This window comes from Pseudomonas baetica, assembly GCF_019733355.1.
Classification (GTDB): Bacteria; Pseudomonadota; Gammaproteobacteria; order Pseudomonadales; family Pseudomonadaceae; genus Aquipseudomonas; species Aquipseudomonas baetica_A.
On the sequence record NZ_JAIHLQ010000011.1, the window covers coordinates 79,769 to 103,464 of the forward strand.

Sequence of the window (23,696 nt, forward strand, 5' to 3'; positions counted from 1 at the left end):
AAATTCTTAAATAGTATTTTTAAGAATAACAATGCCTCTCTTATATTGCTCCCACGCCAACGCAGTGCCCCCCGCTGCCAGGCCAATCCCCTTCAAAGGAGCAGCACCATGAGCGCATCCCTGCGTAGCGTTGACGGTCAGGACGAAGCCACCATTTTGCGTGAGATCCAGAGTGCTCTGCGCGATCTGCGATTTGGCGCAGTGGAGATCACTGTGCACAACGCTCAAGTGGTCCAGATCGAACGCAAAGAGAAATTCCGCTTGCAGCAGCCGGGCAAGCAGCCGGGCTAAAAGATCCCGACCGGCAACTCGATTGCAGATATTCATAAGAAAAAGCCATCACCCAGAATTCCAGGAGCTTTCACCATGTCGTCGATTCGTCGTTACGCGTTGGCCGCCGTGGCCAGTGCTGTGTTTGCCGGTTCCGCGGTTGCCAAGGATTACGAACTGCTCAATGTGTCGTATGACCCGACGCGTGAGCTGTATCAGGACTACAACGCCGAATTCATCCAGTTCTGGCAGCAGGATCATGCCGGCGACACGGTGAAAATCCAGCAATCCCACGGCGGCTCGGGCAAGCAGGCCCGTGGGGTGATCGACGGTCTGCGTGCCGATGTCGTGACCCTGGCCCTGGCCGGTGACATCGACGAAATCGCCAAACTCGGCAAAACCCTGCCGGCCGACTGGCAGAAGCGTCTGCCGGAAGCGAGCACGCCGTACACCTCGACCATCGTGTTCCTGGTGCGCAAGGGCAACCCCAAAGGCATCAAGGACTGGGACGACCTGGTCAAGAGTGATGTCTCGGTGATCACTCCGAACCCGAAAACCTCCGGCGGTGCGCGCTGGAACTTCCTCGCCGCCTGGGCCTACGGCCTGAAAGCCAACGGCGGTGATGAAGCCAAAGCCAAGGAGTACGTACAGACCCTGTTCAAGCATGTGCCGATTCTCGATACCGGCGCTCGCGGCTCGACCATTACCTTCGTCAACAATGGTCAGGGTGATGTGTTGCTGGCCTGGGAAAACGAAGCGTTCCTGGCGCTGAAAGAAGAGGGCGGCGCGGACAAGTTCGACATCGTCGTGCCTTCACTCTCGATCCTCGCCGAACCGCCCGTGGCCGTAGTCGACAAGAACGCCGAGAAGAAGGGCAATGCGCAGATCGCCGAAGCCTATCTCAAACACCTGTACAGCCCGGCCGGCCAGGAAATCGCCGCGAAGAACTTCTACCGTCCGCGTGACAAGGATGTCGCCGCCAAATATGCCAAGCAGTTCCCGACACTGGAACTGGTGACCATCGACAAGGACTTCGGCGGCTGGAAAACCGCACAGCCGAAATTCTTCAACGACGGTGGCGTGTTCGACCAGATTTATCAGGCGCAGTAATCTGACCCACAATAAGCCTGATGCCCAGGCACGAAACCATGTGGGAGCGAGCTTGCTCGCGAAGGCGGTGTGTCAGACGACCTAAATGTTGACTGAAATGGCCTCTTCGCGAGCAGGCTCGCTCTCACATTGATGCGTTTTTAACCAAGGACTTTTATGTCGCGTCGTATCTCCCCCGTCATACCCGGCTTCGGGCTGACGCTGGGTTACACCTTGGTGTACCTCAGCCTGATTGTGCTTATCCCGCTGGCGGCGATGTTCGTCCACGCCGCTCAACTCACCTGGGATCAGTTCTGGACGATCATCTCCGCGCCGCGGGTGCTGGCCGCCCTGAAGCTGAGCTTCGGTACCGCGCTGTGTGCCGCGATCATCAACGGCATCATCGGCACGCTGCTGGCCTGGGTGCTGGTGCGCTACACCTTCCCGGGGCGCAAGGTCATCGACGCGATGATCGATCTGCCATTTGCCCTGCCGACGGCGGTGGCGGGTATCGCCTTGACCGCGCTGTACGCGCCGACCGGTCTGGTCGGGCAGTTCGCTACAGACCTGGGTTTCAAGATCGCCTACACCCCGCTGGGCATCACCCTGGCGCTGACCTTCGTGACCCTGCCGTTCGTGGTGCGCACGGTGCAACCGGTGCTGGCCGATATTCCCCGTGAAGTCGAAGAAGCCGCCGCGTGTCTGGGGGCGAAGCCGTTGCAGGTGTTCCGTTACATTCTGGTGCCGGCACTGCTGCCCGCCTGGCTCACCGGTTTTGCCCTGGCTTTTGCCCGTGGCGTCGGCGAGTACGGTTCGGTGATTTTCATCGCCGGCAACATGCCGATGAAAACCGAGATTTTGCCGCTGCTGATCATGGTCAAACTCGACCAATACGATTACACCGGCGCCACGGCCATCGGCGTTTTGATGCTGGTGGTGTCCTTTGTCCTGTTGCTGCTGATCAACTTGCTGCAGCGGCGCATCGAAACCCCATAAGGAGGCGCGAACATGTCCCAATCGTCTATTGCCGCCGCCTCTTCGGCCAACGCAGGGCGCCGTGGCAGTGCCACTTCGCGCAGAATCCTGATCGGCCTCGGCTGGTTGGTTTTCACTCTGTTTCTGCTGTTGCCGCTGTTCATCGTGGTGTCCCAAGGCTTGAAGAATGGTCTCGGCGCTTTCTTTACCGCGATCTTTGAACCGGATGCGCTGTCGGCACTGAAGCTCACCGTGTTCGCTGTGCTGATTTGCGTGCCGCTCAACCTTGTATTCGGCGTCAGCGCGGCGTGGTGCGTGAGCAAATACTCGTTCCGCGGAAAAAGCATACTGGTGACGCTGATCGACCTGCCGTTCTCGGTGTCGCCGGTCATTGCCGGTCTGGTCTACGTGCTGATGTTCGGCGCTCAAGGCTTGTTCGGGCCGTGGCTGCAGGATCACGACATTCAGATCGTCTTTGCGTTGCCGGGCATCGTGCTGGCGACGATTTTCGTCACGGTGCCCTTCGTGGCCCGTGAGCTGATTCCGTTGATGCAGGAACAAGGCACGCAGGAAGAGGAAGCCGCGCGTCTGCTCGGCGCCAATGGCTGGCAGATGTTCTGGCACGTCACGGTGCCCAACATCAAGTGGGGCCTGATCTATGGCGTGGTGTTGTGTACGGCGCGGGCCATGGGTGAGTTCGGTGCGGTGTCGGTGGTTTCCGGGCACATTCGCGGGGTGACCAACACCTTGCCGCTGCACGTCGAGATCCTCTACAACGAATACAACCATGTGGCCGCGTTTGCTGTGGCGAGCCTGTTGCTGATCCTGGCGCTCTTCATCCTGCTGGCCAAGCAGTGGAGCGAAAACCGTATCAACCGCCTGCGCGCCAGCGCCGCGGAGGAATAATTCATGTCGATCGAAGTTCGTAACGTCAGCAAGAATTTCAATGCGTTCAAGGCGCTGGACAACATCAGCCTGGACATTCAAAGCGGTGAACTGGTGGCGCTGCTCGGCCCATCCGGCTGTGGCAAAACCACCTTGCTGCGCATTATTGCCGGTCTGGAAACCCCGGATCAGGGCAACATCGTCTTTCACGGTGAAGACGTTTCCGGCCACGACGTGCGGGATCGCAACGTCGGTTTCGTGTTTCAGCATTACGCCTTGTTCCGCCACATGACGGTGTTCGACAACGTCGCGTTCGGCCTGCGCATGAAACCGAAAAACCAGCGCCCGAGCGAAAGCCAGATCGCGACCAAAGTTCACGAATTGCTGAACATGGTGCAACTGGATTGGTTGTCGGATCGTTACCCGGAGCAACTCTCCGGTGGTCAGCGTCAGCGTATTGCTTTGGCCCGTGCGCTGGCGGTGGAGCCCAAAGTGCTGTTGCTGGATGAGCCCTTCGGTGCCCTCGACGCCAAAGTGCGTAAAGAGTTGCGTCGCTGGCTCGCGCGTCTGCACGAAGACATCAACCTGACGTCGGTGTTCGTGACCCACGACCAGGAAGAAGCGATGGAAGTCGCCGACCGCATCGTGGTGATGAACAAAGGCGTGATCGAGCAGATCGGCTCACCAGGCGACGTTTACGAAAACCCGGCCAGCGATTTCGTCTATCACTTCTTGGGTGATTCGAACCGTTTGCACTTGGGCGATGACAATCACGTGCTGTTCCGTCCGCATGAAGTGTCGCTGTCGCGGCATGAGTTGGAGGATCATCACGCCGCCGAAGTCCGCGATATCCGGCCGTTGGGTGCGACCACGCGGGTGACGCTGAAGGTTGAGGGGCAGACGGATCTGATCGAAGCCGAAGTGGTGAAGGATCACGACAGCCTGACGGGGCTGGCCAAAGGTGAAACCCTGTTCTTCAAGCCGAAGGTCTGGCAGAAAATCGGCAACCTCTAAAAGTAAAAGCTTCGTCGGATCGCCGCCCGGAGCAAGCTCGCTCCCACAGGGAAATACATTCCAAATGTGGGAGCGAGCCTGCTCGCGAATGCGGTCTACACCGCCGCACGATTCGGGTTGACCCGCACCACCCCCGCCCGCGCCTCAATCTGCTCTTTCAATTCCTGGCGCATCCCGAGCAAGAACGCCAACTCAGCCACCACAAACAGCGGCCCGACAATCAGCCCCGAAACGTCATCGACAAACGCCGGTTTGCGGCCTTCGTAGTGGTGCCCGACAAACTGGATCACCCAGCCGATCACAAACATCGCCAAACCGCTGCTCAGCCAGATCAGGGTGCTCTGCTGCGCCAAGGCGTGCCCTGCCCAGACGGATAAGCCCATCAGTACAGTCATCAACACCCCAAGCTTCACTTCCAGACGCAGGTAAAACCACGCCGACGCCAGCGCCACTACAACCGCTGGAGATATCCACAACCCGCCCAGCGACCATTCCGGACGCGACAGCAAAACCGCCACCGCCACCACAATCAGCGGAATGCCGATAAAGTGGCTGGCAATATTGCGTGGGTCACGGTGGTAGGCGGCGTATTGACTCAGGTGATCGACGAGGCTTTTCATTGTTGTTCCTCCTGTAGGGTGATCGCATCATGCCCCGGGGTTCAGCGTTCGCTCTGTCAGGCAGCCGACAATCAGGAGTTTTCATGGATATGCGTTCACGGCTGCTGACCGGGCAATGGTTCAGTCATTTGCCTGTGTCTTTTCAGGATAGTCTGCTGGCGGCGGCCCGGGAGCGGCGGCTAGCGGCGGGGCAACGCTTGTTCCAGCGTGGCGATCCACCGTGCGGTTTGTACGCGGTGCTCGATGGCGCCGTGCGTATCGGCGCGGTGAGTGAACAGGGTAAGGAGGCGCTGCTGAGCCTGGTGGAAGCGCCGCACTGGTTCGGCGAAATCTGTTTGTTCGACGGCCAGCCGCGCACCCATGACGCCTATGCCGTCGGGCCGTGTACGTTGCTGAATATTCCGCAGGCGACGCTGCTGAAACTGCTCGATGAACACCCTGTGTACTGGCGGCATCTGGCGTTGCTGATGAGTCACAAACTACGCTTGGCCTTTATCAATCTCGAACAACTGAGCCTGCTGCCGGCCCCGGCACGACTGGCGCATCGTTTACTGATGATCGCCGAGGGCTACGGCGAGATTGATGCACCACGCCGCGTGCTGCAACTGCCGCAGGAGCAGTTGGCATCAATGCTGTCGCTGTCGCGGCAGACCACCAATCAGATTCTCAAGGACTTGCAGGGGCAGGGGATTATTGGCTTGGGGTATGGCGAGATCGAAATTCTCGACGCCGTGCGATTACGCGCCCTCGCCACAATCTGACGAACACCTGAGCCCCCCTGTGGGAGCGAGCCTGCTCGCGAAAGCGGTGGGTCATTCAACTGAGATTTCGACTGAACCGACGCCTTCGCGAGCAAGCCCGCTGCCACATTTTTGATCTGTGTTGATTTCAGGAGCCGCGATAGGTCGAGAAGCCGTAAGGGCTCAGCAGCAACGGGATGTGGTAGTGCTGGTCAGTCTGCTTCACTTCAAAGATCACCGGAATCTCCGGGAAGAACGTCTCGTGTTGGGTCTGCTTGAAATACTCACCGGTCTTGAACACCACCCGGTACTCGCCCGCTTCAAAAGGTTGCTTGGCCGGGAACAGTTCGGCGATGCGCCCCTGTTCGTTGGTGGTGCCTTCGGCCAACGGTTGCCAGTTCTGGCCGACGTGTTTTTCCAGCGTCACGTTGACACCCGGTGAGGGCAGGCCGTTTTCCAGATTGAGTACGTGGACGCTCAATGGGTTGCCAGCGGCCAAAGCCAGGCTGGAAAACGCACTGAGGCCGAGGGCGGCGAACGTCATGCGCAAAGTGGTCATGATGAAGCTCCTTATTGGGGGCGGGTAATGGACAGGCCGGCCTTGTCGGCGGCGCGGATTGCACAGGTTTCGTCTTGCTCGCCACCGCCAGAACCGGCCACGCCCATGGCGCCGACCAACTCATCACCGGCGAACAGCGCAATGCCGCCGCCCAGTAGCAGCAGTTCGTCGAGGGTATTGAGATTGGCGGTTTGCGGGTTGCTGCGAGCGCGTTCAGCGAACAGCCGGGTTGGGGTTTTGGTCGACAGCGCCGTGTAGGCCTTGCGCTGGCTGGCAGCAGTGTTGTGTGGGCCGACGCCGTCGCCACGCATCGTCACCAACACATTGCCGCCGCGGTCGAGGACCGACACCGTGCCGGTGCAATTGCTCTGCGCCGTATCGGCCAGCAGGCGTGCGGTTTTCAGGTCGAGGTCGGCGTGACGCGGCAGTTCTGGGGCAGCGAAAACGCTGCCGCTGAGGCCGATGGCCAGGCTCGCTACAAGGTATTTGATGGTCATGGACAGGCTCCGAAAGCGAAGGTCGCCACCTTATCCGCCCGTCTTCGTCAGAACCTCGTCAGTCTGATTACAAGTTTGTAATGGGCAACGCCGCCGAAGGCGCCTAGCCTGTGTGCCTGATCAATCGAGGTGTGCCATGCGTTTGCTGGTCGTAGAAGATGAAGCCAAAACCGCGAATTTCCTTGCCAAGGGGCTGGGCGAGTCGGGTTTTGCCGTGGACGTGGCGCTCAATGGCCTCGATGGGCGCTACTTCATCGAGCAGCAGGAATACGACCTGATCATCCTCGACGTGATGCTGCCGGGCCTCAATGGCTGGCAATTGCTGCAACTGATCCGTCAGCGCGGTGCCACGCCGGTGTTGTTCCTCACCGCCAAGGACGCCATCGAAGACCGCGTGCGCGGCCTCGAACTGGGCGCCGACGATTACTTGCTCAAACCCTTCGCCTTCGCCGAACTGCTCGCGCGGGTGCGCACGCTGCTGCGACGCGGGCCGATGCGCGAAGCCGAGTCGTACAGCATTGCCGATCTGGAGATCGACGTGCTGCGCCGACGGGTCAGTCGTGGCGGCCAGCGGATCGCCCTGACCAACAAGGAATTCGCCCTGCTGCAACTGCTCGCCAGTCGCCAGGGCGAAGTGCTGTCGCGCACGCTCATCGCCTCGCAGGTGTGGAACCTGAATTTCGACAGCGACACCAACATGGTTGAAGTCGCGGTGCGTCGTCTGCGTGCGAAAGTCGATGATCCGTATATGCCGAAGCTGATCCACACCGTGCGCGGGGTCGGCTATCAGCTGGAAGCACCTGACGATGCGCTCTAGGTCGATCGCCTGGCGCCTGGCGCTGGCGTTCGCCTTGGTCTGCGCTTTGGTGCTGAGCGCGATTGGCGTGTTCCTCTACCGCTCGCTCGCCGCGCAAATCGCCTACCGCGATGACTTGGCCTTGCTCGGGCGCCTGGAGCAAGTGCGCGCCTTGCTCGCCGACAGTGACAGCCTCGACGCTTTGCAGGCACGGCCGCGCCTGTACCAGAACATGCTCGGCAATCTCGACAGCCTCTTGCTGGTGCGCCGCGCCGATGGCTCGAATGTGATCGCCATCAACCCGCGTCAGCGCGATTTGCCGCCGATCAACGCAATCGCCCGTGGGCAAACCCCGCAACGCCACGACGTGCTGACCTGGCAAGCACCGGACGGCGCCGAACTGGCCCTGTTGTCCGGCGAAGCTCAAGGGCCCAACGGCGAGTCACTCACGGTGATCGCCGGTAAGGTGCTGAGTGAGCGCGAACAGATGCTCGCCAGCTATCGCTTGTGTTTGTATCTGGCGGTCGGCCTCGGTGCCGTGCTGGCCTTCGCTTTGGGATTGCTCTTGCTGCGCCGGGGCCTGCAACCGTTACGACAATTGAGCGAAGCGTTACGCGGCATTGATCTGCGCAGCCTCGATCAACGTTTGCCCGCCGCCGGTACGCCCGCCGAACTGCTCGAACCGGTACAGGCGCTCAACGGCATGCTGGCGCGTCTGGAGGACAGCGTGCAGCGCTTGTCGCAGTTTTCCGCCGATCTTGCCCACGAGATCCGTACACCGCTGCACACATTGCTGGCGAGCAACGGTCAGGCGTTGAATCACTCGCGCAGCGCATCGGAGTATCAGGAAGTGCTGGCCTCGAATATGGAAGAGTTCGAACGGCTCAAACGCATGGCCGAAAACCTGATGTTCCTCGCCCGGGCCGAACAGGCCGAGCGAGCGCTCGAGCGGCGTACGCTGGAGCTGCACGGCGTCGGCAGCGAACTGTGTGAATACTTCGAAGCCTTGGCCGATGACCGCAGCCTGCTGCTGGAAAACCAATTGCACGGCGAACTGCACGCCGATCAACAACTGCTGCAACGTGCCCTCGGCAACCTGCTGGCCAATGCGGTGCGGCATGCCGATCCCGGCACCTCGATCAGCCTGCGCCGTCGCGATGAGCCGGGCTGGTGCTGGTTACAGGTTCACAACCAGGGGCCGGCCATCGCCTCTGAGCATCTGGGCAAACTGTTCGACCGCTTCTACCGCGTCGACCCGGCCCGCGCCGAGCCGGGTGATTCGGGCGGATTAGGGCTGGCGATTGTGCAATCGATCATGCAATTGCATGGCGGGCAGGTGCGGGTCAGTAGTGATGCGACGGGCACGGTGTTTGAGCTGGGCTTTGTGGTGATCTGACTGACGCCTTCGCGGGCAATCCCGCTCCCACCGTGGTCAAGGAGTGGCACAGTTTTTTGTACACTCAAGACCCTGTGGGAGCGGGCTTGCCCGCGAAGAGGCCAGTGAATCCAATAAAAATATCGCTCAGCGCAACCCATCCCGAAACTGCCCCGGCGTCAGCCCCGTCCAGCGTTTGAACGCGCGGCTGAAGCTGCTGGTGTCGGCGAAGCCGAGCAGGTAACTGATCTCGCTCAATGAACACTGCGGATCACGCAAATGCTGCAGTGCAAGATTCTCGCGGCTCTCGTTGAGCAGCGTATCGAAGCGGCAACCCTCATCCGCCAGATGCCGTTGCAGGCTGCGCAAGCTCAGGTGCAAGGCCTGGGCGATGCGTTCGGCGCCAGGTTCGCCTTCGGGCAGTTGCTCCTCGATGGCGTCGCGCACCTTGCGTTCCCAGGTCAGCGGCTGAAGCTGGGCCATGGTGCGTTTGAGTACCGCTTCGTTGTGTTCGGCCAGTTCCGGGTTGGCGTCGTCCAGGTGGCTGTCGAAGTCGGCGAGGGCGAACTCCAGGCGATCTTCGGCGGATGAGAAATGCACGGGGGCGCGGAAGACTTTGTGCCATTGATGCGCGTCGGCCGGCTCCGGGCGGCGCAAGTACACCGCCAGCGGTGCGTAGTCACGCCCCAGGCGATTGCGGCAGGTGCGCACATAGATGGCGGCAAACGCGTCGATGGCTTCGAAGGCCGGCGCGGGATTGCCTGGCGGTACTTTCAGGCGGAACAGATAGCGGTCGTCGCTGCGGCGCAGATCCAGTTCCAGTGCATCGCTGACCACCGGGTGATAGCGCACGATCCGTTCGAATACCTCGCGCAAACTGCCACTGGCGACCAGCGCATAACCGAGCGCGTGGAAGGTGGTCGGGCTGACGAACCGCGACACCCGCAAACCAATCGCCGTGTCACCGCTGACCTGCACCGCGATCTCCCACAGGCGTGTGGTGCCGGACAGTGGGTAGCGCGCGTTAGGGTCGTCCATCAACTGTGGATCAAGCCCGGCCTGTTGGCACAGGTCAGCGCTGTCCAGCCCCAGCGCATCGAGTTGCTTGCGCAAGGCACGGGTCCAACTGGCGAGGGAGGTCGGTTCCTTCATGCTGATTGGCGCTTCCGGTCAACAGGTTGGCGTGCACGGCTACCACGTTCGCAAGCGGCGCAGGGCAGGATGCGAGTATCAATGACCAGAGGATGGAAGCATGGACGGTACTTCTGCAAGTCCCCAGCGACACAATGCTGCCCAGCGATCAGCGCATATTCGCCAAGTGGTGCTGGCCAAGGGCGTCGAACTGCGTGAGCGTTACCCGCTTCTCAAGCATCAGGATGCACTTGGGGCGGGCATTCTGGCCTTGGCACTGGCTGCAATGATCGGTTCAGCGGCGCTGTACATCACCGGCCACATGGCCTGGTGGGTGTGTCTGCTGCTCAACGCGTTTTTCGCCTCGCTCACCCATGAGCTTGAGCACGACCTGATCCACAGCATGTATTTCCGCAAGCAACGCGTGCCGCACAACCTGATGATGGGCCTGGTGTGGCTGGCGCGGCCGAGCACCATCAACCCGTGGATTCGCCGACATCTGCACCTCAATCACCACAAGGTGTCTGGCACTGAAACCGACATGGAAGAACGGGCGATCACCAACGGCGAGCCGTGGGGGTTTGCGCGGTTGCTGATGGTGGGCGACAACGTGATGTCGGCGTTCATCCGCCTGCTGCGGGCGAAAACCTGGGCGCATAAATTCAGCATCCTCAAACGCACGCTGAAGGTCTATGCGCCGCTGGCGCTGGTGCATTGGGGCGCCTGGTATGTGTTTCTCGGCTTTCATGCGGCCAATGGCATCGCCTACCTGATGGGGTCGCCGATTGAATGGTCGGCGACCACGTTGTCCGTGATGCAGGTGATTGATATCGCCGCCGTGGTGATCATCGGCCCGAATGTATTGCGCACGTTTTGCCTGCACTTCATCAGTTCGAACATGCATTACTACGGTGATATCGAGTCGGGCAATGTGCTGCAGCAATGTCAGGTGTTGAACCCGTGGTGGTTGTGGCCGTTGCAGGCGTTCTGCTTCAACTTCGGCAGCAGTCACGGGATTCACCATTTTGTGGTGAAGGAGCCGTTCTACATTCGTCAGATGACCGTGCCAGTGGCGCACAAAGTGATGCGTGAGATGGGCGTGCGGTTCAATGATTTCGGAACGTTCGGGCGGGCCAATCGGTTTGTTCGCAAGGATGAGGTTGTGGTGTCGGGTGAGGCGGTGGAGGCCTGACAGTTGCTGTCGCTAAGCCTCTCCCAGAGGGAGAGGGGACTGATCCTGGAAGTCGGGCCGATTTGAGGGCGGATTACACTCAATCGTACTGCTGGGCGAAAGGTTGAGACTGTCCTGAAGCGGCTGAATGTCAGTGTTTACTTGCCTTTTCTGGCTTCGAAGGCGCGCGCCAAGGTTGGTTTTAGAGTCGATTTCGTACTGTACAAGGCGTGGTATGTTTGCGGTACGGGTTTTTTGCGAAGCAGGTGCAAACATCATGGTTTATCACCGTGCTCAACGATGAAGGCGATGACGCTGACTGGAGTGTAGACCGTCTCTGAGTGTGGCCCGCAGATCCGTGCTGGCGGGGAGAGTGCGTCAATCAATAATGTAGATATCGTCCAAAACGGCTCGGTCAAGGGGCCAATCAAATTCAAGATTCATAAAACCGAAACCAAATTCGCGCGAAACGTTTACACAGTGGGAGGGATCATGGCGTGGCTGGCATCTTCACTCGAGCGACAGCGAAGCCGCACGGGACGCGGATCACCCGATTGTTGGTGATCACTGCGCGGTAAAAGAATTTTTGATTTTCCGGGGCCGTCTCCTTGGCAGGGTGCGGCCCTTTTTTATGTGCTCGCGCCGACCCATTTTCTATTTGATATTCGATATAGGTATTAATAAATAGCTTATTATTCCTTAGCGGATATAAATCCCTCCCTATACTCGGTCAGCAACAGACACGCAGGAGAACTCCCCCATGCACAACGAATCAATTCGCTACCTGATTGTGCCGGGCTGGCAAGGATCGCCAGAAGATCATTGGCAGACCCACTGGCAGAACAGCCTGCCCAACAGCGCACGGGTGGAACAGGCCGACTGGCTGACTCCGCGCCGCGAGGACTGGGTTGGCGCACTGGCCGAGGCGATTGCTGCCGACAGCACGCCCGTCATCCTCATCGCGCACAGCCTGGGCTGCATCACCGTTGCCCACTGGGCAGCCACTGCGCCGCTGCAATACCTGCGTCAGGTGCGCGGTGCGTTGCTGGTCGCCCCGGCCGATGTCGAGCGTGCGACCTGCGCGCCGGCGCTGCGTAACTTCGCGCCGATTCCAACCGATCTGCTGCCGTTCCCAAGCCAGGTCGTCAGCTCCGACAACGACGCTGCCGTCAGTACGCCACGAGCCCTGGAACTGGCGCGTAACTGGGGCGCCGAGGCGGGGATTCTCGCTGGCGCCGGGCATATCAATGTGAAGTCCGGGCATCAGCGTTGGGAGCAGGGCTTTGCCTATCTCTATCGCCTGCAAACCCGCATGGAACAAAACGCTCGACGTCGCGCCTGATTTTTCTGTTTCTTTCAACGCCCCCGTCTCCTGGCGGTTGTGGGCGGGAGTCAGCCATGAGTGTTGAAACGTTCGGTCAGCCATTGCTGACCTTTCCCGATGCGGAAAAAAGCCCCCTGAGCATTCGCGCCAAGGCGTTGGTGTTCGTCGATCCGCGCTCGCGCCAATTGCGTGAGGCGCTTGAGCAGTTAGCCCCGCGTTCAATTTCAGTGTTGATTCGCGGTGAGACCGGAACGGGCAAGGAGTTGCTTGCCCGGCACATCCACCGCGCCAGTGATCGCAGCGGCTTGTTCGTGTCGGTCAATTGCGGCGCGATCAGCCCGACCTACGCCGATGCTGAACTGTTCGGCTACGCTGCCGGCAGTTACAGCGGTTCGGCCAGCAGTCGCGCAGGCTGGTTCGGTTCGGCCAATGGCGGCACCTTGTACCTCGATGAAATCGGCGACTTGCCGTTGCCGATCCAGATCAAATTGCTTGCCGCGCTGGAAAACCACGAAGTCACCCGCGTCGGTGCGCATCAGCCAGGCTCGGTGGATGTGCGCCTGGTGGCCGCGACCAGCATCGATCTGGCACAAGCGGTGGCCGCCGGTAAATTCCACGAGCGGCTCTATCACTACCTCAGCGAGGGGCAGTTGGCATTGCCGGCGCTGCGCGAACGCATTGGCGACATTCTGCCGCTGGCTGAATATTTTCTTGGCATTTACAGCCAGCGACTGGGTCTGCCGGTGCCGTTGATCAGCGAAGCGGCGCAGCACGTGCTTGAGCAACACAATTGGCCGGGCAACACCCGTGAGTTGGAAAACGTCATTCACTTTGCCTTGCTGGTGAGCACCGGCGACGAGATTTTGCCGCAGCACCTGAACCTGATCGAGGCGTCTGGGCCGCAGCTTCAGATCGAAAGGCTGGTGGCACAAATCAACATTGGCGGCAGTGTGGCCGAGCGCAAGGCATTGAAAGAGTGGCTGATTAGCCTAAGTGAGAGGCTTTGAGCCATTTTGCTCTGTATGAACAAAATGGAATATGAAGCTGAATAAACGTTATTGTCCGGGAATAAAAAATCCCGGTATTGTCCGCTTCACGCCAGCGATAGCACTTCACTGGCACCGGTATTAGATGCCGTCGTCGATGACGACCGTGATTTTCGATAAGGACACTGCATGAAAAAGGTTCTGTTGTTTACCGCATTGGCGGCTGCTCTGACGGCTTCCCTGGCTCAGGCCGGCGAGAAACTGGTGGTGGCTGCGACGCCGGTCCCGCACGCTGAAATTCTTGAGCTGATCAAACCGACCCTCGCCAAAGAAGGTGTGGATCTGGAAATCAAAGTCTTCACCGACTATGTGCAGCCAAACGTGCAAGTGGGCGAGAAGCGCCTGGACGCCAACTACTTCCAGACCAAGCCTTATCTGGACAGCTTCAACGCCGGCAAATACAAAGACGACAAGTCCAAGTACCTGGTAACCGTGCAAGGTGTTCACGTTGAACCGTTCGGTGGCTATTCGAGCAAATACAAAACCCTGGCTGAGCTGCCTGACGGCGCGACCATCGCCATCCCGAACGAAGGCAGCAACAGTGGCCGTGCACTGATCCTGCTGCAGAAGGCTGGCCTGATCGAACTGAAAGACCCGAAAAACGCCCTGGCGACCCCAAAAGACATCGCCAAGAACCCGCATAACTTCAAGTTCAAGGAACTGGAGTCGGCCATGCTGCCGCGCGTTCTGAGCGAAGTTGATCTGGACATGATCAACACCAACTATGCGTTGGAAGCCAAGTTGAACCCGACCAAGGACGCCCTGGTGATCGAAGGCGCAGACTCGCCTTACGTGAACTTCCTGGTGGCCCGTGAGGACAACAAGAACAGCGACGCCATCAAGAAACTGGCCGCTGCCCTGACCAGCCCGCAAGTCAAAGCGTTCATCGAGAAGAAGTACAACGGCGCGGTACTGCCGGCGTTCTGATTGGACGATTCAGCAAACCCCTTCCAGGGTTTGGATATGGAAACGCCGATGGCTAGAAATAGTCATCGGCGTTTTTGTGTGGTCAGTTTCCTCTCTTACTGTGAGAGGGCTGGGTGACGTTGCTGTTGACCGTGATCTCAGGCCGCCTGTGCCTTCAATGCCCTTCGCAACGCCACCAGCAATTTCACGATGTCCTGCGGATCCAGGCGCTGCGGTACTTTTAAGTCAGCCATATTCTCTTCCTTGTGATGGTTGGGCCGGGGAGTCTGGCCAAAAGCTGTTCGTCCTTGGAGGCCTTTCTTGAAAAAAAGATCCTTCCTACAGCGAAAGGAAAAATAGCCTTCTTATTTGTTCTCCGCCAACACGTAAAACCGTTCGCGTGGGGATCAGCATCAGTCAGGCCAATTCCACGCCGGCTCATCCAACACCCGCTGCCCGACAATCCCGGTCTGGCCCAGCGTCTTTTCCAGCACGATGCAGTTGCACTCCGGGTCTTGCTGCAACGCCGAAATCAACCGCCGCGCATGGGACACCACCCACACCTGAGACTGCTCAGAGGCACGAATAATCAAGCGTGCCAACGCCGGTAAGAGATCCGGGTGCAGGCTGGTTTCCGGTTCGTTGAGCACCATCAGTGACGGCGGTCGCGGTGTCAGCAATGCCGCGACCAGCAGCAGATAGCGCAACGTTCCGTCCGACAACTCCGCCGCCGACAGCGGTCGCAACAACCCTTCCTGATAAAACTCGATGGCGAAACGTCCTCCCGCCAACGGAGCGATGTTGAGCCGTGCGCCGGGAAACGCATCGCTGATGGCGGTGCGCAGCGCTTCGGGATCACCGATTTCGACGATGGTCTGCAACGCCGCCGCCAGATCCCGGCCATCGTGATGCAACACCGGCGTGCGCGTGCCCAGTTGTGGCTGGCGCGCCGGGGCGTCGGCATCGCTGCGAAAGTGGTCATAAAAGCGCCAGCGCCGAATGAATTCGCGCATCTGGAACACTTCCGGAGAGCTGCGCAAGTTGCCGACCTGATCGAACAGGCTGTCGAAATTCGGTGTGTGTTGCGCCAGCACGTCCCAGCGGCGGCCTTCGCGGGCGCGGATCATCGGGCCGTCGCGATCCACCAGTAGGCTGGCCGGCCGGTACAGTGGCCCGGCCCAGATGCATTCCTTTTTGATTTCTGGATCAAGCGAGAAACAGGAGTGGGTTGGCGCAGGCAAACCGAGGGCAATCGAATAACTGAAATCCTCCCCGGCAAAGCCCAGGCGCAGACGCTTCACGCCCTGGCGCACCGTCGGCTCGATCGCCACTTCGCCGTTGCGCATGCGCCGGCTGATGGTTTCCGGTCCGGCCCAGAAGGTTGAGTCCAGTCCGCCTTCGCGGGCCAGCGCATTGACCACGCCACCCTGAGCGGTCTCCGCCAACAGACGCAAGGCCCGATAGAGATTGGATTTGCCGCTGCCGTTGGGGCCGGTGATCAGGTTCAGACGGCCCAGCGGGATCACCAATTTATTGATTGAGCGGTAATTGGCCACCGCGAGGGTCTTGAGCATGGGGCTCCTCATTGATCGTTCCGGCGCTCGGCGTGGGAATGCACCCCGTGAACGACCGCAGGGAGTATAGGGATCGGGCATACAGACGCGGAACCCTGTTCTAAGCTCACAGTCGTATCGTCACTTGCACGTTCGTACACAGGAAGGAGTCTGCATGGCGAGTCCCGGATTGAAAACAGCAGTCATGCTGGGCCTGTTCGCGTTGTTGACCGCTTGCGGCAAGAAAGAAGCGCCTGAGGACTACTTGCCACGGGTCTTTGTGCAAGTGGTGAAACCCGCTGAATACGCCGCCGCCGTGACCCTCACCGGTGACGTGCAGGCGCGGGTGAAGGCCGAGTTGTCGTTCCGGGTCGGTGGCAAGATCATCCAGCGCATGGTCGATGTCGTTGACCGCGTCAGCGCCAAACAAGTGTTGGCCAAACTCGATCCCAAGGATTTGCAGACCAATGTCGACTCCGCCCAGGCGCAAGTGACCGCCGAACAGGCGCGGGTCAAGCAGACGGCTGCCGCGTTCGTGCGTCAGCAAAAACTGTTGCCCAAGGGTTACACCAGTCAGAGCGAATACGATTCCGCGCAGGCAGCATTGCGCAGTAGCCAAAGTGCGTTGAGCGCAGCGCAGGCGCAATTGGCCAATGCCAAAGATCAACTCAGCTATACCTCATTGATTGCCGATGCACCGGGCATCATCACCGAGCGTCAGGCCGAAGTCGGCCAAGTGGTTCAGGCGACTGCGCCGATCTTCACGCTGGCCCGCGACGGTGCTCGTGATGCGGTGTTCAACGTGTACGAGTCGCTACTGGCCGAGCGTCCTTCGGATCGTTCGATTGTGGTCAGCCTGCTGGATAACCCGGCGATCAAAACCACCGGTACCGTGCGCGAAATTACGCCGGCGGTGTCGGCGCAGTCCGGCACGGTGCAGGTCAAAGTCACCCTCGACAGCCTGCCGCCGGGCATGCAACTCGGCTCGGTGGTCAGCGCTACTGCCAAGGGCAGTGGCACGTCGGCGGTGGAACTGCCGTGGTCGGCGCTGACGAAAAAAGTCAGTGAACCGGCGGTGTGGATGGTCGACGACCAAGGTGAAGCGCAATTGCACACGGTCACGGTCGGCCGATACCTGACCGGCAAAGTCATCATCAGCGACGGCCTCAAGGGCGGCGAGAAAGTCATTGTGGCCGGCGGGCAGTTGTTGCATCCGGGCATCAAAGTCGAGATTGCTGAAAACACCTACAAGGATCTGCAGCCGGGAGCACAGCCATGAAACGTCAGGGGCTGTTGTGCATGGCGGCGTTGTTGGCCGCGTGCTCGAAAAGCGAGCCGCCGCCGGAACCGGTGCGTCCGGTGCTGTCGATCAAGGTTCAAGCGGTGAACGAGGAAACCCTTGGGCGTTTTGCTGGCAGCATTCAGGCGCGTTACGAGAGCAATACCGGTTTTCGCGTGGGCGGGCGCATCGCCAGCCGTAACGTCGATGTCGGCGCCGAAGTCGAAAAGGGCACGCTGCTCGCTACCCTCGACCCCTCCGACCAGCAGAACCAATTGCGTTCAGCCCAGGGCGATCTGGCACAGGTCCGGGCGCAATTGATCAACGCTCAGGCCAACGCTCGGCGTCAGCAAGCACTGTTTGATCGCGGGGTCGGCGCGCAAGCGCAACTGGACATCGCCAATACTGATCTGAAAACCACCCAGGCTTCGCTGGAGCAGGCGCAGGCGGCGGTCAATCAGAGCAAGGATCAACTCGGCTACACCCAGTTACGCTCCGATCACAAAGCCGTGGTCACCGCGTGGAACGCCGAGGCTGGGCAAGTGGTGACGGCCGGCCAGCAAGTGGTGACCCTGGCGCAGCCCGATATCAAGGAAGCGGTGATCGACCTGCCCGACACCCTGGTCGATCAGATCCCCCGCGACGTGGTGTTTCTGGTCGCCGCGCAACTCGACCCGAGCATCAACGCCACAGCGACCCTGCGCGAAATCGAGCCTCAGGCACAAAGCGCTACGCGCACCCGCCGCGCACGTTTGACGCTGGCGGATACTCCGAGCGGTTTGCGTCTCGGCACGGCGATCAGCGTGACCCTCAGTTCGGCGATCAAACCACGCATCGAATTGCCCGCCACGGCGATACAGGATGTCGATGGCCAATCGCGCGTCTGGGTGATCGACACCCAAAGCAAAACCGTCAGCCCTCGCGACGTCAGCGTTATCAGCCGCACCGACGGCGCCGTGGTGCTGGCTGGCGGTGTGAAGAATGGTGAGCAAGTGGTCAGCGCCGGCGTCAACAGCCTCAAACCCGGACAATCCGTGAATCTTGACGAGGACAGTCAATGAAAGGCTCTTTCAACCTCTCCGAATGGGCCATCAAGCATCAGTCTTTCGTCTGGTATCTGATGTTCGTCGGATTACTCATGGGGGTGTTCTCGTACTTCAATCTGGGGCGTGAAGAAGACCCTTCATTCACCATCAAGACCATGGTGATCCAGACCAAATGGCCGGGCGCGACCCAAGAGGAAACCCTCAAGCAGGTCACCGACCGTATCGAGAAAAAACTCGAAGAACTCGACTCCCTCGACTACGTGAAAAGCTACACGAGGCCCGGTGAATCAACGGTCTACGTGTACCTGCGCGACACCACCAGTGCCAAGGACATTCCGCAAATCTGGTACCAGGTGCGCAAGAAAGTCGACGATATTCGCGGCCAGTTTCCCAAAGGCATTCAAGGGCCCGGATTCAACGACGAGTTCGGTGACGTCTACGGCTCGGTGTATGCGTTTACCACCGACGGCCTGACGATGCGCCAGTTGCGCGACTACGTGGAACAGGCCCGGGCCGAGATCCGTGATGTGCCGGGGCTGGGCAAGATCGAGATGGTGGGTCAGCAGGATGAAGTGATCTACCTGAATTTCTCCACGCGCAAACTCGCGGCGCTGGGCATCGATCAGCGTCAGGTTGTGCAGAGCCTGCAATCGCAGAACGCCGTGACCCCGGCAGGGGTGATCGAAGCCGGGCCTGAGCGGATTTCCGTGCGGACCTCAGGGCAGTTCGCCTCGGAGAAAGACCTGGCCGAGGTGAATCTCAAGCTCAATGACCGCTTCTACCGTCTGGCCGACATCGCCGACATCAGTCGCGGTTACGTCGACCCGGCCACGCCCGAGTTCCGCTTCAACGGCAAACCGGCCATCGGTCTGGCCATTGCCATGCAGAAGGGCGGCAACGTTCAGGCCTTCGGCAAGGCCCTGCACGAGCGCATCAATCAGCTCACGGCTGATTTGCCGGTCGGTGTCGGCGTTCACACCGTGTCCGATCAGGCCGTGGTGGTGGAAGAGGCGGTCGGCGGTTTCACCAGCGCCTTGTTCGAAGCGGTGATCATCGTCTTGGTCGTGAGCTTCATCAGCCTCGGCGTGCGCGCCGGTCTGGTGGTGGCGTGTTCGATTCCGCTGGTGCTGGCGATGGTGTTTGTGTTCATGGAATACAGCGGCATCACCATGCAGCGGATCTCCCTCGGCGCACTGATCATTGCCCTCGGCCTGCTGGTGGACGATGCGATGATCACCGTGGAGATGATGGTCACGCGCCTGGAAATGGGCGAAACCAAGGAGCAGGCCGCCACGTTCGCCTACACCTCGACGGCGTTCCCGATGCTCACCGGTACGCTGGTGACCGTGGCCGGGTTTGTGCCGATCGGCCTCAACGCCAGTTCGGCCGGTGAATACACCTTCACCCTGTTTGCGGTGATTGCAGTGGCGATGCTGGTGTCGTGGGTGGTGGCGGTGTTGTTCGCGCCGGTCATCGGTGTCCACATTCTTAGCGCCAATGTGAAGCCCCATCAGGCCGAGCCCGGGCGCATCGGGCGGGCTTTCAACGGTGGTTTGCTGTGGTGCATGCGCAACCGCTGGTGGGCGATCGGCATCACTGTGCTGTTGTTCGCGCTGTCGGTGTTCTGCATGCGGTTTGTGCAGAACCAGTTCTTTCCCTCGTCGGATCGGCCGGAAATTCTGGTCGACTTGAACCTGCCGCAAAACGCCTCGATCAACGAGACCCGCAAGGTCGTCGACAAACTGGAAGAAACCCTCAAGGGTGATCCGGACATCGTGCGCTGGAGCACTTATATCGGTCAGGGTGCGATCCGCTTCTATCTGCCGCTCGATCAGCAATTGCAAAACCCGTACTACGCACAACTGGTGATCGTCAGCAAAAACTTCGAATCACGCGAGGCCTTGAGTCAACGTTTGCGTGAGCGCTTGCGCAAAGATTTCGTCGGCATCGGCAGTTATGTCCAGGCACTGGAAATGGGCCCGCCGGTCGGGCGTCCGATCCAGTACCGGGTCAGCGGCAAAGACATCGATCAGGTGCGCAAGCACGCCATCGACCTGGCCACCGAGCTGGACAAGAACGCGCACATCGGCGAGATCATTTATGACTGGAACGAGCCGGGCAAAGTCCTGCGCATCGACATCGCCCAGGACAAGGCCCGCCAACTCGGGCTGTCGTCCGAAGACGTGGCGAACGTGATGAACAGCATCGTCAGCGGCTCGCCATTGACCCAGGTCGATGATGATATCTACCTGATCAACGTCGTCGGTCGTGCGGTGGACTCCGAGCGGGGCACGCCAGAAACCCTGCAAAACCTGCAGATCGTCACGCCCAACGGCGCGTCGATTCCGCTATTGGCATTCGCCACGGTGCGTTATGAGCTGGAACAACCGCTGGTGTGGCGTCGCGACCGATTGCCGACCATCACCATCAAGGCGTCGGTGCGCGACGACATCCAGCCGACCGATCTGGTGAAACTGCTCAAACCGTCGATTGATGCCTTCGCCGACAAACTGCCGGTGGGCTACAAGGTCGCCACTGGCGGTACGGTCGAAGAAAGCGGCAAAGCTCAGGGGCCGATTGCCAAGGTTCTGCCGCTGATGCTGTTCCTGATGGCAACCTTCCTGATGATCCAGTTGCACAGCGTGCAGAAGATGTTTCTGGTGGCCAGTGTCGCGCCGCTTGGGCTGATCGGCGTGGTGCTGGCGCTGGTGCCGACCGGTACGCCGATGGGCTTCGTGGCGATCCTTGGGATTCTCGCGCTGATCGGCATCATCATCCGCAACTCGGTGATCCTCGTGACGCAAATCGATGAGTACGAGAGCAAAGGCTACGCGCCGTGGGATGCGGTGGTGGAAGCGACCGAGCATCGACGCCGGCCAATTCTGTTGACGGCGGCGGCGGCGAGCATGGGCATGATCCCGATCGCTCGGGAAGTGTTCTGGGGGCCGATGGCGTACGCGATGATCGGCGGGATCGTCGTGGCGACGTTGTTGACGCTGCTGTTTCTGCCGGCGCTGTATGTGGCCTGGTACAAGATTCACGAGCCGAACAAAGACGCTTCAACATCGGCCCATTGAGTGCGCCTGTTACAGCTTTGGGAACGGTCTGACTTACAACCGTGATTTATTGCGTTACCGTCCCTCCTCCATTTGGAGGAGGACACCCGATGTCGACTGTCGCTTGCTGGCTGCGCCAACTGCTGTTGATGGCCGGCCTGTGCCTGTCGCCCTCATCGCTGGCCGAGACGTTTCTGGAAAACCCGCTGTGGCGGGTGCAGATCGACCCGGCGACGCTCGCGTTACGGGTCACCCCGGCCAACAGCGCGACCGTGCAGGCCTCGACAGGCGTGCAAGCGCACAAGGTCAGTCAGTTGGTCAGACGCGGCAATCGCCTCGATTGGCAATGGGACGATGGCGCCTGGTCGCTCAGCGTAGAACTCGATCAGCGTGACCTCTCCTTCTCGATCACCGCGCGCGAACCCGCCGAACTGGAGTTCCTGCGCCAACCCGGCAGCGCCATGGGCAAAGGCCTGATCTGGCCACTGGCCGAAGGACATTACGTGCCCCGGGCTGATCCGGTGTGGCGACAGTTTTTGCTGGGGCAGGGCGAATTCAACACGACCCAGGACCTGAGCCTGCCGCTGTGGGGCGTTGAGCATGATGGTTTCAGCCTCAACTGGTTGCTGACCAACCCCTACAACAATCAACTGCTGTTCAGCGCTGACGGCGACACGCTGGCATTGGCGGCGCGGCACCAATTCACTGCACTCGCACCTTCAACGCCGCTGACCTTCAGCCTGTACCTGGGCGCGGCCGAGCCGTTGGCGGGGGCCAAGCGCTACCGGCAATGGCTGATCGATAACGGGCGCTACGAAACCCTGACCAGCAAACTTGAGAAAACCCCGCAGGCCAACAAGTTGTTGGGTGCCAGTCATGTCTACCTGTGGGGCAATGATCTGCTGGGGTCAAAGGATGTGCGCGACTGGCCGGCACTGCTCGGCAAGTTACGCGGCCAGGGCGAGCTCGCCAGCGCGCTGCGCGCCGGGATGGATCGTGAGGCATCGCAACTGCTCGCCACCCAAACGGTGGTCAATCGCTACCCGCAAACCGTCCTGCTGCGCGGTCTCAACCGAGCGCTGGCTACGCAGGCGCGCAAAACCTGGCAGGCCCGCGCGGAGCCCGACATGCAAGCGCTGGTCGACGGTTACGCTGCGCTGCGTGCGCAGTTGGCCGCTGAGTTTGTTGACGCCTTGACGGACGACCCTAAGCGTTGGGGCAGTACCTTATCGCTCGATACCGTCAAACGCTTGCAGAGTGCCGGGCTGACACGCCTGTGGCTGGGGCTCGGCGAAGGCTGGGAGGGTGGACTCTGGCATCCGGAGGTGGTTCGCGCTGGCGTGGCGGCGGGGTATCTGATGGCGCCGTATGACTCCTACGAGACGGCGCTGAGCCGTGACGAGAACCCGGACTGGACGACGGCGCACCTGGGGGACAAAGCCAACGTGGACTGCGCCATCGTGCTGGAAAGTGGTGAGCCGAAAACCGGCTTTCAGCAGTCGGGCCATTACACCGATCCTCGTTGCGTGCGCCCGTTGCTGGAGCAGCGAGTCAAAGCGGTCAGCGCTGCCGCTGGTTTCAACAGCTGGTTCCTCGACGCCTATGCCACGGGCATGGTGTTCGACAGCTATCGGCCGGGCTCGACGATGACCCAGGCGCAAAACGCTGAAGGTAACGTCCAGGCATCACGCTGGATCAATGAAGCGCTGCAACTGCCCAGCGGTTCCGAGGACGGCAACGCGACGACGGCGCAGGGCGTGTTGTTCGCCCATGGTATGCAGACGCCCGTGATCGGATGGGGCGATGTCGACATGAGCAAGAACCGCGACTCCGAATACTTCACCGGCCAATGGTATCCGCCCGAGCAGCCGATGGTGTTCTTCAAACCGGTGCCGATTAAAGCGCCATACCGACGTATTCACTTTGATCCGGCCAGCCGTTTGCCACTGTACCAAGCGGTGTTTCACGGCTCGGTCATCACCACGCATCACTGGTTGTTCGACAGCCTGAAGCTGAGCAACGTGCGGGTAGAAAACGAACTCACGCAATTGCTCTACAACGTGCCGCCGCTGTATCACCTGAGTGCGGCGACGCTGGCGCAGCGCTTACCTTTGATTGCGCGGCAGGATGCGTTTTTCCGCCCGCTGCATGAGCGGCTGGCCACTCAGGCACTCACCGGTTTCCAATGGCTGAGCGAGGATCGGCAGGTGCAGCAGACTTCATTTGAAGACGGCACTCGACTGCTGGCCAATTTTGATCAGGCGGCGCGAGAAGTGCAGGGGCAGACCTTGCCCGGCGAGAGCATCACGGTGTTGACGCCCGACGGCGCCGTTAGCCACTACCGGGTGCAGGCTGCTCCCTGAC

At 60.2% G+C, this 23,696-nt stretch carries 21 protein-coding genes; 16 read left to right on the forward strand and 5 right to left on the reverse strand.

Annotation, left to right across the window (positions count from 1 at the left end; all coding sequences use genetic code 11):
- The first annotated feature begins 108 nt into the window (after positions 1-108).
- From oscA to K5E40_RS12400, 5 genes are all read left to right on the forward strand, one after another.
- The gene (oscA, locus tag K5E40_RS12380; RefSeq protein ID WP_041477433.1) at positions 109-291 is read left to right on the forward strand and encodes a sulfur starvation response protein OscA; all 183 of its coding nucleotides are present in this window, start codon (positions 109-111) and stop codon (positions 289-291) included.
- A gap of 75 nt (positions 292-366) precedes the next feature.
- Positions 367-1,380 (forward strand): sulfate ABC transporter substrate-binding protein, encoded by a 1,014-nt coding sequence (locus K5E40_RS12385; RefSeq protein WP_221730986.1) that lies wholly within the window; start codon positions 367-369, stop codon positions 1,378-1,380.
- Between the two features lie 156 nt (positions 1,381-1,536).
- The gene (gene cysT / locus K5E40_RS12390) at positions 1,537-2,355 is read left to right on the forward strand and encodes a sulfate ABC transporter permease subunit CysT (protein WP_221730987.1); all 819 of its coding nucleotides are present in this window, start codon (positions 1,537-1,539) and stop codon (positions 2,353-2,355) included.
- 12 nt (positions 2,356-2,367) lie between these two features.
- Entirely contained in the window at positions 2,368-3,240 is an 873-nt protein-coding gene (gene cysW / locus K5E40_RS12395; RefSeq protein ID WP_221730988.1) for a sulfate ABC transporter permease subunit CysW, read from the forward strand.
- A 3-nt stretch (positions 3,241-3,243) separates the two neighbouring features.
- Positions 3,244-4,233: a sulfate/molybdate ABC transporter ATP-binding protein gene (locus K5E40_RS12400; RefSeq protein ID WP_221730989.1), complete on the forward strand. Its 990-nt coding sequence runs from the start codon at positions 3,244-3,246 to the stop codon at positions 4,231-4,233.
- Between the two features lie 95 nt (positions 4,234-4,328).
- Here K5E40_RS12400 and K5E40_RS12405 read toward each other — a convergent pair whose 3' ends face one another.
- Complete coding sequence (locus K5E40_RS12405) at positions 4,329-4,853, reverse strand: DUF962 domain-containing protein (protein WP_221730990.1); 525 nt, start codon at positions 4,851-4,853, stop codon at positions 4,329-4,331.
- 83 nt (positions 4,854-4,936) lie between these two features.
- Here K5E40_RS12405 and K5E40_RS12410 point away from each other — a divergent pair, with 83 nt between their 5' ends.
- Complete coding sequence (locus tag K5E40_RS12410) at positions 4,937-5,614, forward strand: Crp/Fnr family transcriptional regulator (RefSeq protein ID WP_221730991.1); 678 nt, start codon at positions 4,937-4,939, stop codon at positions 5,612-5,614.
- A gap of 127 nt (positions 5,615-5,741) precedes the next feature.
- Here the strand turns inward: K5E40_RS12410 and uraH are convergent, their stop codons facing one another.
- Entirely contained in the window at positions 5,742-6,152 is a 411-nt protein-coding gene (gene uraH, locus K5E40_RS12415) for a hydroxyisourate hydrolase (RefSeq protein ID WP_221730992.1), read from the reverse strand.
- 11 nt (positions 6,153-6,163) lie between these two features.
- On the reverse strand, positions 6,164-6,649 hold the full coding sequence (locus K5E40_RS12420; RefSeq protein ID WP_221730993.1) for a heme-binding protein: 486 nt from the start codon (positions 6,647-6,649) through the stop codon (positions 6,164-6,166).
- A gap of 136 nt (positions 6,650-6,785) precedes the next feature.
- On the opposite strand from K5E40_RS12420, the gene K5E40_RS12425 reads away from it, so the two are divergent.
- Both K5E40_RS12425 and K5E40_RS12430 read left to right on the forward strand, forming a co-directional pair.
- Positions 6,786-7,466 (forward strand): heavy metal response regulator transcription factor, encoded by a 681-nt coding sequence (locus K5E40_RS12425; protein WP_008080043.1) that lies wholly within the window; start codon positions 6,786-6,788, stop codon positions 7,464-7,466.
- Positions 7,456-8,841, forward strand: coding sequence for a heavy metal sensor histidine kinase (locus K5E40_RS12430; protein WP_221730994.1), 1,386 nt, complete (start codon positions 7,456-7,458; stop codon positions 8,839-8,841). Before K5E40_RS12425 ends, K5E40_RS12430 begins: the two co-directional genes overlap by 11 nt.
- A 126-nt stretch (positions 8,842-8,967) precedes the next feature.
- Here the strand turns inward: K5E40_RS12430 and K5E40_RS12435 are convergent, their stop codons facing one another.
- On the reverse strand, positions 8,968-9,972 hold the full coding sequence (locus tag K5E40_RS12435; RefSeq protein ID WP_221730995.1) for an AraC family transcriptional regulator: 1,005 nt from the start codon (positions 9,970-9,972) through the stop codon (positions 8,968-8,970).
- A gap of 100 nt (positions 9,973-10,072) precedes the next feature.
- On the opposite strand from K5E40_RS12435, the gene K5E40_RS12440 reads away from it, so the two are divergent.
- From K5E40_RS12440 to K5E40_RS12455, 4 genes are all read left to right on the forward strand, one after another.
- Complete coding sequence (locus K5E40_RS12440) at positions 10,073-11,143, forward strand: fatty acid desaturase (protein WP_221730996.1); 1,071 nt, start codon at positions 10,073-10,075, stop codon at positions 11,141-11,143.
- 739 nt (positions 11,144-11,882) lie between these two features.
- Positions 11,883-12,464 (forward strand): alpha/beta hydrolase, encoded by a 582-nt coding sequence (locus tag K5E40_RS12445; protein ID WP_221730997.1) that lies wholly within the window; start codon positions 11,883-11,885, stop codon positions 12,462-12,464.
- Positions 12,465-12,520: 56 nt separating this feature from the next.
- Positions 12,521-13,453, forward strand: a complete 933-nt coding sequence (locus K5E40_RS12450; RefSeq protein ID WP_221730998.1) for a sigma 54-interacting transcriptional regulator — start codon at positions 12,521-12,523, stop codon at positions 13,451-13,453.
- A 168-nt stretch (positions 13,454-13,621) separates the two neighbouring features.
- Positions 13,622-14,419, forward strand: coding sequence for a MetQ/NlpA family ABC transporter substrate-binding protein (locus K5E40_RS12455; RefSeq protein ID WP_221730999.1), 798 nt, complete (start codon positions 13,622-13,624; stop codon positions 14,417-14,419).
- Positions 14,420-14,811: 392 nt separating this feature from the next.
- Here the strand turns inward: K5E40_RS12455 and K5E40_RS12460 are convergent, their stop codons facing one another.
- The gene (locus K5E40_RS12460; RefSeq protein ID WP_221731000.1) at positions 14,812-15,972 is read right to left on the reverse strand and encodes an AAA family ATPase; all 1,161 of its coding nucleotides are present in this window, start codon (positions 15,970-15,972) and stop codon (positions 14,812-14,814) included.
- Positions 15,973-16,126: 154 nt separating this feature from the next.
- Here K5E40_RS12460 and K5E40_RS12465 point away from each other — a divergent pair, with 154 nt between their 5' ends.
- From K5E40_RS12465 to K5E40_RS12480, 4 genes are all read left to right on the forward strand, one after another.
- On the forward strand, positions 16,127-17,230 hold the full coding sequence (locus K5E40_RS12465; protein ID WP_221731001.1) for an efflux RND transporter periplasmic adaptor subunit: 1,104 nt from the start codon (positions 16,127-16,129) through the stop codon (positions 17,228-17,230).
- Positions 17,227-18,291 (forward strand): efflux RND transporter periplasmic adaptor subunit, encoded by a 1,065-nt coding sequence (locus K5E40_RS12470; RefSeq protein ID WP_221731002.1) that lies wholly within the window; start codon positions 17,227-17,229, stop codon positions 18,289-18,291. Before K5E40_RS12465 ends, K5E40_RS12470 begins: the two co-directional genes overlap by 4 nt.
- Positions 18,288-21,353, forward strand: a complete 3,066-nt coding sequence (locus K5E40_RS12475; protein WP_221731003.1) for an efflux RND transporter permease subunit — start codon at positions 18,288-18,290, stop codon at positions 21,351-21,353. The genes K5E40_RS12470 and K5E40_RS12475 overlap by 4 nt, the downstream gene beginning before the upstream one ends.
- Before the next feature lie 89 nt (positions 21,354-21,442).
- Positions 21,443-23,695: a glycoside hydrolase gene (locus tag K5E40_RS12480; protein WP_221731004.1), complete on the forward strand. Its 2,253-nt coding sequence runs from the start codon at positions 21,443-21,445 to the stop codon at positions 23,693-23,695.
- Position 23,696 lies beyond the last annotated feature (1 nt).

Bases quoted from the DNA above. Each gene is read 5' to 3' on its own strand.
- oscA (WP_041477433.1), top strand. From the start codon at position 109: ATGAGCGCATCCCTGCGTAGCGTTGACGGTCAGGACGAAGCCACCATT.
- K5E40_RS12385 (WP_221730986.1), top strand. From the start codon at position 367: ATGTCGTCGATTCGTCGTTACGCGTTGGCCGCCGTGGCCAGTGCTGTG.
- cysT (WP_221730987.1), top strand. From the start codon at position 1,537: ATGTCGCGTCGTATCTCCCCCGTCATACCCGGCTTCGGGCTGACGCTG.
- cysW (WP_221730988.1), top strand. From the start codon at position 2,368: ATGTCCCAATCGTCTATTGCCGCCGCCTCTTCGGCCAACGCAGGGCGC.
- K5E40_RS12400 (WP_221730989.1), top strand. From the start codon at position 3,244: ATGTCGATCGAAGTTCGTAACGTCAGCAAGAATTTCAATGCGTTCAAG.
- K5E40_RS12405 (WP_221730990.1), bottom strand. From the start codon at position 4,853: ATGAAAAGCCTCGTCGATCACCTGAGTCAATACGCCGCCTACCACCGT.
- K5E40_RS12410 (WP_221730991.1), top strand. From the start codon at position 4,937: ATGGATATGCGTTCACGGCTGCTGACCGGGCAATGGTTCAGTCATTTG.
- uraH (WP_221730992.1), bottom strand. From the start codon at position 6,152: ATGACCACTTTGCGCATGACGTTCGCCGCCCTCGGCCTCAGTGCGTTT.
- K5E40_RS12420 (WP_221730993.1), bottom strand. From the start codon at position 6,649: ATGACCATCAAATACCTTGTAGCGAGCCTGGCCATCGGCCTCAGCGGC.
- K5E40_RS12425 (WP_008080043.1), top strand. From the start codon at position 6,786: ATGCGTTTGCTGGTCGTAGAAGATGAAGCCAAAACCGCGAATTTCCTT.
- K5E40_RS12430 (WP_221730994.1), top strand. From the start codon at position 7,456: ATGCGCTCTAGGTCGATCGCCTGGCGCCTGGCGCTGGCGTTCGCCTTG.
- K5E40_RS12435 (WP_221730995.1), bottom strand. From the start codon at position 9,972: ATGAAGGAACCGACCTCCCTCGCCAGTTGGACCCGTGCCTTGCGCAAG.
- K5E40_RS12440 (WP_221730996.1), top strand. From the start codon at position 10,073: ATGGACGGTACTTCTGCAAGTCCCCAGCGACACAATGCTGCCCAGCGA.
- K5E40_RS12445 (WP_221730997.1), top strand. From the start codon at position 11,883: ATGCACAACGAATCAATTCGCTACCTGATTGTGCCGGGCTGGCAAGGA.
- K5E40_RS12450 (WP_221730998.1), top strand. From the start codon at position 12,521: ATGAGTGTTGAAACGTTCGGTCAGCCATTGCTGACCTTTCCCGATGCG.
- K5E40_RS12455 (WP_221730999.1), top strand. From the start codon at position 13,622: ATGAAAAAGGTTCTGTTGTTTACCGCATTGGCGGCTGCTCTGACGGCT.
- K5E40_RS12460 (WP_221731000.1), bottom strand. From the start codon at position 15,972: ATGCTCAAGACCCTCGCGGTGGCCAATTACCGCTCAATCAATAAATTG.
- K5E40_RS12465 (WP_221731001.1), top strand. From the start codon at position 16,127: ATGGCGAGTCCCGGATTGAAAACAGCAGTCATGCTGGGCCTGTTCGCG.
- K5E40_RS12470 (WP_221731002.1), top strand. From the start codon at position 17,227: ATGAAACGTCAGGGGCTGTTGTGCATGGCGGCGTTGTTGGCCGCGTGC.
- K5E40_RS12475 (WP_221731003.1), top strand. From the start codon at position 18,288: ATGAAAGGCTCTTTCAACCTCTCCGAATGGGCCATCAAGCATCAGTCT.
- K5E40_RS12480 (WP_221731004.1), top strand. From the start codon at position 21,443: ATGTCGACTGTCGCTTGCTGGCTGCGCCAACTGCTGTTGATGGCCGGC.